4 protein-coding genes are annotated in these 5,559 nt (G+C 52.5%); 2 read left to right on the top strand and 2 right to left on the bottom strand.

What is annotated here, in order from left to right:
• A partial coding sequence (locus E4O92_RS25410) for a hypothetical protein (RefSeq protein WP_167759672.1) occupies positions 1 to 150 on the top strand: 150 nt, incomplete at its 5' end.
• A 184-nt stretch (positions 151 to 334) separates the two neighbouring features.
• Here E4O92_RS25410 and E4O92_RS02300 read toward each other — a convergent pair.
• Both E4O92_RS02300 and E4O92_RS02305 read right to left on the bottom strand, forming a co-directional pair.
• On the bottom strand, positions 335 to 4,480 hold the full coding sequence (locus E4O92_RS02300; protein WP_135188135.1) for a hypothetical protein: 4,146 nt from the start codon (positions 4,478 to 4,480) through the stop codon (positions 335 to 337).
• Positions 4,481 to 4,554: 74 nt separating this feature from the next.
• The gene (locus E4O92_RS02305; protein ID WP_135188136.1) at positions 4,555 to 5,277 is read right to left on the bottom strand and encodes a hypothetical protein; all 723 of its coding nucleotides are present in this window, start codon (positions 5,275 to 5,277) and stop codon (positions 4,555 to 4,557) included.
• A 71-nt stretch (positions 5,278 to 5,348) separates the two neighbouring features.
• Between E4O92_RS02305 and E4O92_RS24960 the strand changes: the two genes are divergently transcribed.
• A partial coding sequence (locus tag E4O92_RS24960) for a hypothetical protein (protein WP_206076799.1) occupies positions 5,349 to 5,559 on the top strand: 211 nt, incomplete at its 3' end.

Raw genomic sequence — 5,559 nt, forward strand, 5'->3', positions numbered from 1 at the left:
GGCGGTACCGAGTGGGCGCAAGGCGTGCTCAATGCCAAGCGCATCGCCAGCACCATCCTGACGATCGACAAGCCGGGCAAGCGGGTGCTGCACATCTATGGTGTGGACGCGGGCGTGGTGCTCGACAGTATCACCATCACACCAAATTGATCATGCTGCCGGCGCCGCACGGCGGCGCCGCACCTGTCCCCATAGGTCGCATGCTACCCCGGCTCAGTACATTGTAAATCAGGACGCCATACTTCGGCATGATAGGCAGAGTTCCACTAATTGAACCTTCCTGTCATGGCTACCATTCGTAGCTGCGCCACCTAGCCGTCCAGGCGACGAATTGTCATTCTCCGCTCCACAACATGGCAGCACTGAGATTGGCGTTTGGAATCCACGGCGTGCGGCGCGACGAAGAACCTTGTACATACATCGACATGAACGAGATCGCACCCGATACTGGGTGTCTTCTTAACGCGTGCTTATGCGCACCATACAGATTGATATAAAGCGCGTGCACCACATGGTCAGGGAACAGTTCAGCCAATCGACGTTGCTTCGCCTTTGCATCACGTTCTAGTTCCTTTTTATTCAGATGGTCGGTCAATCGCGTCCAGTTCTTGACGTCGATAGCAAGAAGGACCTTCCCAGCAACCTCGATATAGAAATCAAACTTTTGATAAATTTCAGCTGCGTGCGGATGATTAATTACGTTGACAAGCTTGAACGACCCTGCCCCCTCGTTCGCTTCGAGATCCAGGCCGAACTCTCGCTTGGTGAAGTGAATGAACTCACGTTCGGCAAGGTAGCCTTTAATGATGTCCGTGACAAACCATGGTTGCGGTACTAGTACGAATCGGCTGTTGGTGCTCTTGTCCGGAAAGCCCTTTGCAAATCTGTGGAGATTCGAAAAAGGCGCGTTTAACTCCCGAAGTAAGCCTGCCGGCGCCAAGGACGCCACCCAGTCGTACGTAGCGGTGCCATCTCCGCTGTCAGTGATGATGCGTTGATGTTTGCCATGCACTTCCATATTGCGCGAGTACAAGGAAGTCCATGAAGGCGTTCGGAAATATAAAGCGTCGCAAAAACCCTGGGGGAAACCGTTTTTTCCCAGATGAGCGATATAGGCTTTTTGGTCAGTAACCATACGTTCATCGAACATTGCCTCCCACGTTCTCCGAGCTTCTGCGCTGGTGCGGAAGCTGGCAGCCAACTCTTTCGTATACCGCCTGAATTCCTCGGCCAAACGCAGGCTGTTAAAGGCGTGTTGACGCCGTTCTTCATCATTTAGGAACAATCCCGTGTGGCGATTGTATTCGGTGATCTTTTTTAGAACGGCAATCTGGGTGGCGGACGCTCTTTGAACAAGTTCGTTCGCGTAGCAGGTTCCCAGGTGCACGATCTTTGCCACTTCGACGTCTACATAGATTTCCTGACGTTCGATGAAATTATCCGGACACCGTTCAACACGGCCGAGCGCCTGAAAGATGGTGCGGCATAGATCGATATAATGTTCTCGTTCTAGAATTGACCAACGATGACGCGAGTACTCGTAGATAAACTGAGCGCGGTTCATCGTATTAGCGCCCTGGGGGCGGTCGTTCAGTACTTGAATAAGACTTTGGAAGCTCTCAATGTGAAAGCCGCGGGTCCCAGGGCGTGTATGTCGGTTGTAGAACGGCGAATTCACCAGATAGATCAATTCGAAGTCGAACTGCTTGTCGTGTCGAGTTGTGATGAAATTAACTCCGCGCGCCGCAGATCGATATGCAGTCCATAACAGAATTTTCTTGTCCGTGACGTCTAGTGCTTGGAGGAGGTCGTCACTGAACTGGCCCACCTCATCGATGGACTGCGCCCATCCAGTTTGCGAAGGGTCTCGCTTCTTAAACTGCCCGGCCGCATAGAGGACTATGTGTATTTTTTCGCTGGCATTGGCACTACCGTATTGAGGCAACATCATGGGGTCGACCACAAAGTGATGCCCTGCGTGATCGAGCTGCCTTACGAAAGGAGTGGATTGAGCCAATCCAATTAGACAGTTTCTCGCCCACTGCATTGATAGGCAGAGGCACATGGCGGAACGCAGCTCAGTTGACAATAGCCGGTCGAGCGAGGCAACAAGTCCTCGCACCTCCTGTTCTTTGTAGCGCGACATACGATCGTACCGGTGCTTGCCCTCGAACGGCAGTGCCTGAACAAATTTGGAGAACATTCCAGCAAAAGAGTGTGACGCAGGGAACTGGTAGTTCAGCAAGGAATCGTCAACAATGTGGACCTCGCGGCGCCGCCTGATCCTTTGTTCTTCAGCCTTCGCCGCGACAATTGCGAGTTCCTCAGGCGTCATGGGAAAGTATGCGCCGCCGATATCCTTAAGAATTGTCTTTAGTCGGCGCTGGTTAAACGCCCCGCTGGAACACGGCTGCAAGCCGCCGGTTGCGCTTAGCAGATAAATTCCGTTGCACTCTCCGAGCAAGTTTCGTAAGTCTTCCTCAGGTGTGTCGCGTAAGGATACGATTGACAGAGACAAGGCGATATCATGTGCAGTGTTATATTCGAGTGCTTGTCTGTGGCTTTCTTCCATGCAAATGATGCGCTTTACGCCAGAGAAAAAGAAATCGTCGCCGACAGCGTCGGTTGCGAGCGCTTGGTCGTCCAGGTCATCTTGATGATTGTGTAGCTTGAATAAGCCACGCACGTCACGTGCGAACCGATACAGGTCCGGGTAACGTTTTTCGTCGTCTTTTTCGAACTCAACCTTATAGTCAGGGTTGTTGTCATCCAGCACCTCCGCAATGAGCAAGACGAACCTCACGTAGTGCAGCAAGGTAAAGGCGTTCTTTTTCAATCCTCGGTCGCGGAACTCAAGCCGAATAGTTTGGTCGCCAGTATCAGCTAACAGCTCCAAGCGTCCCAGGTAATCGTTTGTCATCACGCTGGACGATGCGTTGAAGAAGGTTTGGCTCGGCTGATCCAGCATCTCGCCGTAACTGCTTCGGGACATCAGGAAGAACTTCTTGTCGAAGAGAAGGTTCCGCAATCGGCGGAAAACCGTGTAGTCGTCTTCTCGAGCATTTCTCGGAAGGCCTCGTACGAAGTCACGTACCTTGTTGAGTACGTGTGCTTTTTGCCGGAAGCGCTGAAAGCCGGCGTGCGCATCATTTTTAGCAATCAGCTTTTGATAGACTTCCGTTAATTCCTCATTGATAAACTGTTGCGAAACGTCGGGGAAATCTGCTGAAAGGATTTGGCGCAGGATATCGATTTGGCGCTCGAGCACGATAAACGCGGTATTTTTCGAGACTCGCTCATAGTTCAAGAGCCGCTCGAACTCGACGCTTACATGGGAAAACGCCGACAGGTTGTCGAAGACCTTGCGCGCCAAAGCACGATTGCCGCCGTGTTCAAATGCGAATGGCCAAGTCAGGTCGAAAAATTTGTGAAAATCGGCATTAACCTCGTTCAGATCGTTCCTGCCTTGTGGATTTACAACGGACTTGTGTTGATCGAAAAGGTACCAGTACGAGTCTTCCTCTTCGTCGATGAAGGTGACTACGCGCATGCGTTGCTTCTGGGGGGCGATAGCTCTGGCCATCGGGTTCCCTGTCATATTCAGTTTGTATGCGAATTCAAAAACGCTGTCGTAAGAGACCCATTTACAGCGTTCATCAGCCTCGTTATAAAGCAAGGCTGTAAGCGAGGTAGCAGCTTTGGCAGCCGTGCCAATAATAAGCCCCGGCTTCTCTGCAAATGCTTGCAACGGGTAAAGCCGCCGAACCATGTCGGAAACTACCGGGGTTGCCATGAATCGATGCCTTAGTCCATGATAGCGTGAGCGGACTTCCAGATCGATCACCTTGCGCGTGATTCGGTTTGCCATCGATAGGACTTTATCCGCCGCCTTATCGTAGCGCGTCTTCTCGGCTTCATAGTCATCGCTTGTTGGCGTCAGCGAATGTAATTCCGACTTCAGGCAAACATTGCATTTGCTTCGACATTCCGCGAGTTGCATCGCAAGTGACGCAGCGCTTGCACCTGCGCGGCGGCGCTTCTGCGTGAGGTCTTTTTCGAGGGCTGCGTACACCTGGGGTTGATCGCGTAGCCATTCCTCCAGGAGCAGAACGGCTTGGAAAAAAGTGCGATCATTGAAATGGTACTCGCGAGAATAAAGCCGATAGATCGGAACTATCCCACCATGATCGCGGACTGCATCCTCGATCGCGTCGGAGAAGCGGTCCGGACAAAGATGCCGGCGCACCTCCGACGCAAATCCCGTAACGATTGAGTGCAGCGGTGCCAGGAACACGGGGACGACCTGCTCGTTCAAAAAAAGCTGCAAAGCAAAACAGGCTGCGTTATAGGTCTTTCCAACTCCGGTGTACCAGTTGAGTGCTCGAATAAACGCTCGGCCGCGGGATTCGCGAAAAGGGGCCTCGAACCCTAGCCGATAGAGGTGTGAACTCTTGCGGTTAATGCCGGATACTATGGGCATCCAGATTCTCCAATTCGCGATCGCTTGCCAAATATTTCTCGATTTGCTGTGTCGACAATGGCAGATCCGGTTGGTTAAACGCTGGAATTGGAATTTGAGCGCCGTTTCGCAATTTCCACATGAGCGATTTCGTACGGCACCTCGTATGTGTAGTCGCCTCGCTCCTCAACTGGATTAAACAACCCAAGTACAGCCAATTTCTGTCCAATATCGTTTGTTTGTGGGTTAAGTTCGATGTACTGTTGTCCGGGCCGTAGTTGATTTAAAGCCTCCTTAAAAACAATTGCTTCGGATGATTTCAGTTTCTTGAGCAGACGTTGGGCTTTCGGAAGGATGGCGATTCGGGCAGGTGTAGCTTCGCCTCGGTGATCGATGAGATTTTCGCTGGCACGATGCAGCGATCGGCCTGCTATAGAACCTGACTTCGTAACGGGAGTGGCGAGAGCACCTGCGAGCAAGGAATCAACGTCCGGTTGTGCCAAGCACTGCCGGAGCCGCTGTGCAAGTGGCACCGGCTCTCGTCTAAGGCTGCAGCCCAGATCGCGCATTGCGTCGTACAGACCGGCTTCAGATATCTTAAATCCGTTATCGTTAAGTAATTCGACGATCTGTGTCACCCGATACCCCTTATCCCGCATGGCCGAGATGTCGTTTTTGAGTAGCCCGACCATCTCTAGCCGGGTAAGGGGGCGCTCGCCGCTCCACGGGGTGTATTCAATACGAGGCACATTTCGAAGTTGTTGGCCGAGCTCAAGTAGCTTTTCTAGAGTAAACGAATGAGGTTGATAGCGTGGCATAGGGAAGTCCTTGTCGATGCATCCGTGTGATCTCTGGTGCCCCCGTTCGGTTCTACTGTTGTCGTGCTTGCTTGATCAAAGTCAAGCGCAATAGCGCGCTGCGGTCGTTTGGGCCAGAGCATCGGCATGGCGATGGGGCATGGCCTGGGCAATACGATGCCAGCTCGGACACGTACCGTTGTCCGGCCACTGATTTTCTTGAGCCGCTATCAAGCCAGGCCACAGAAAGAGCCAAGGCCGCGAACGCGGAACTGGTGGCGTTGACGGCCAAGTGGGACACTG

The organism is Massilia horti (assembly GCF_004614195.1).
In the GTDB taxonomy this organism is placed as follows: domain Bacteria; phylum Pseudomonadota; class Gammaproteobacteria; order Burkholderiales; family Burkholderiaceae_D; genus Telluria; species Telluria horti.

What these genes read in the sequence shown, in the direction of transcription:
- E4O92_RS02305 (WP_135188136.1), bottom strand. Translation starts at nt 5,277, where the DNA reads ATGCCACGCTATCAACCTCATTCGTTTACTCTAGAAAAGCTACTTGAG.
- E4O92_RS02300 (WP_135188135.1), bottom strand. Translation starts at nt 4,480, where the DNA reads ATGCCCATAGTATCCGGCATTAACCGCAAGAGTTCACACCTCTATCGG.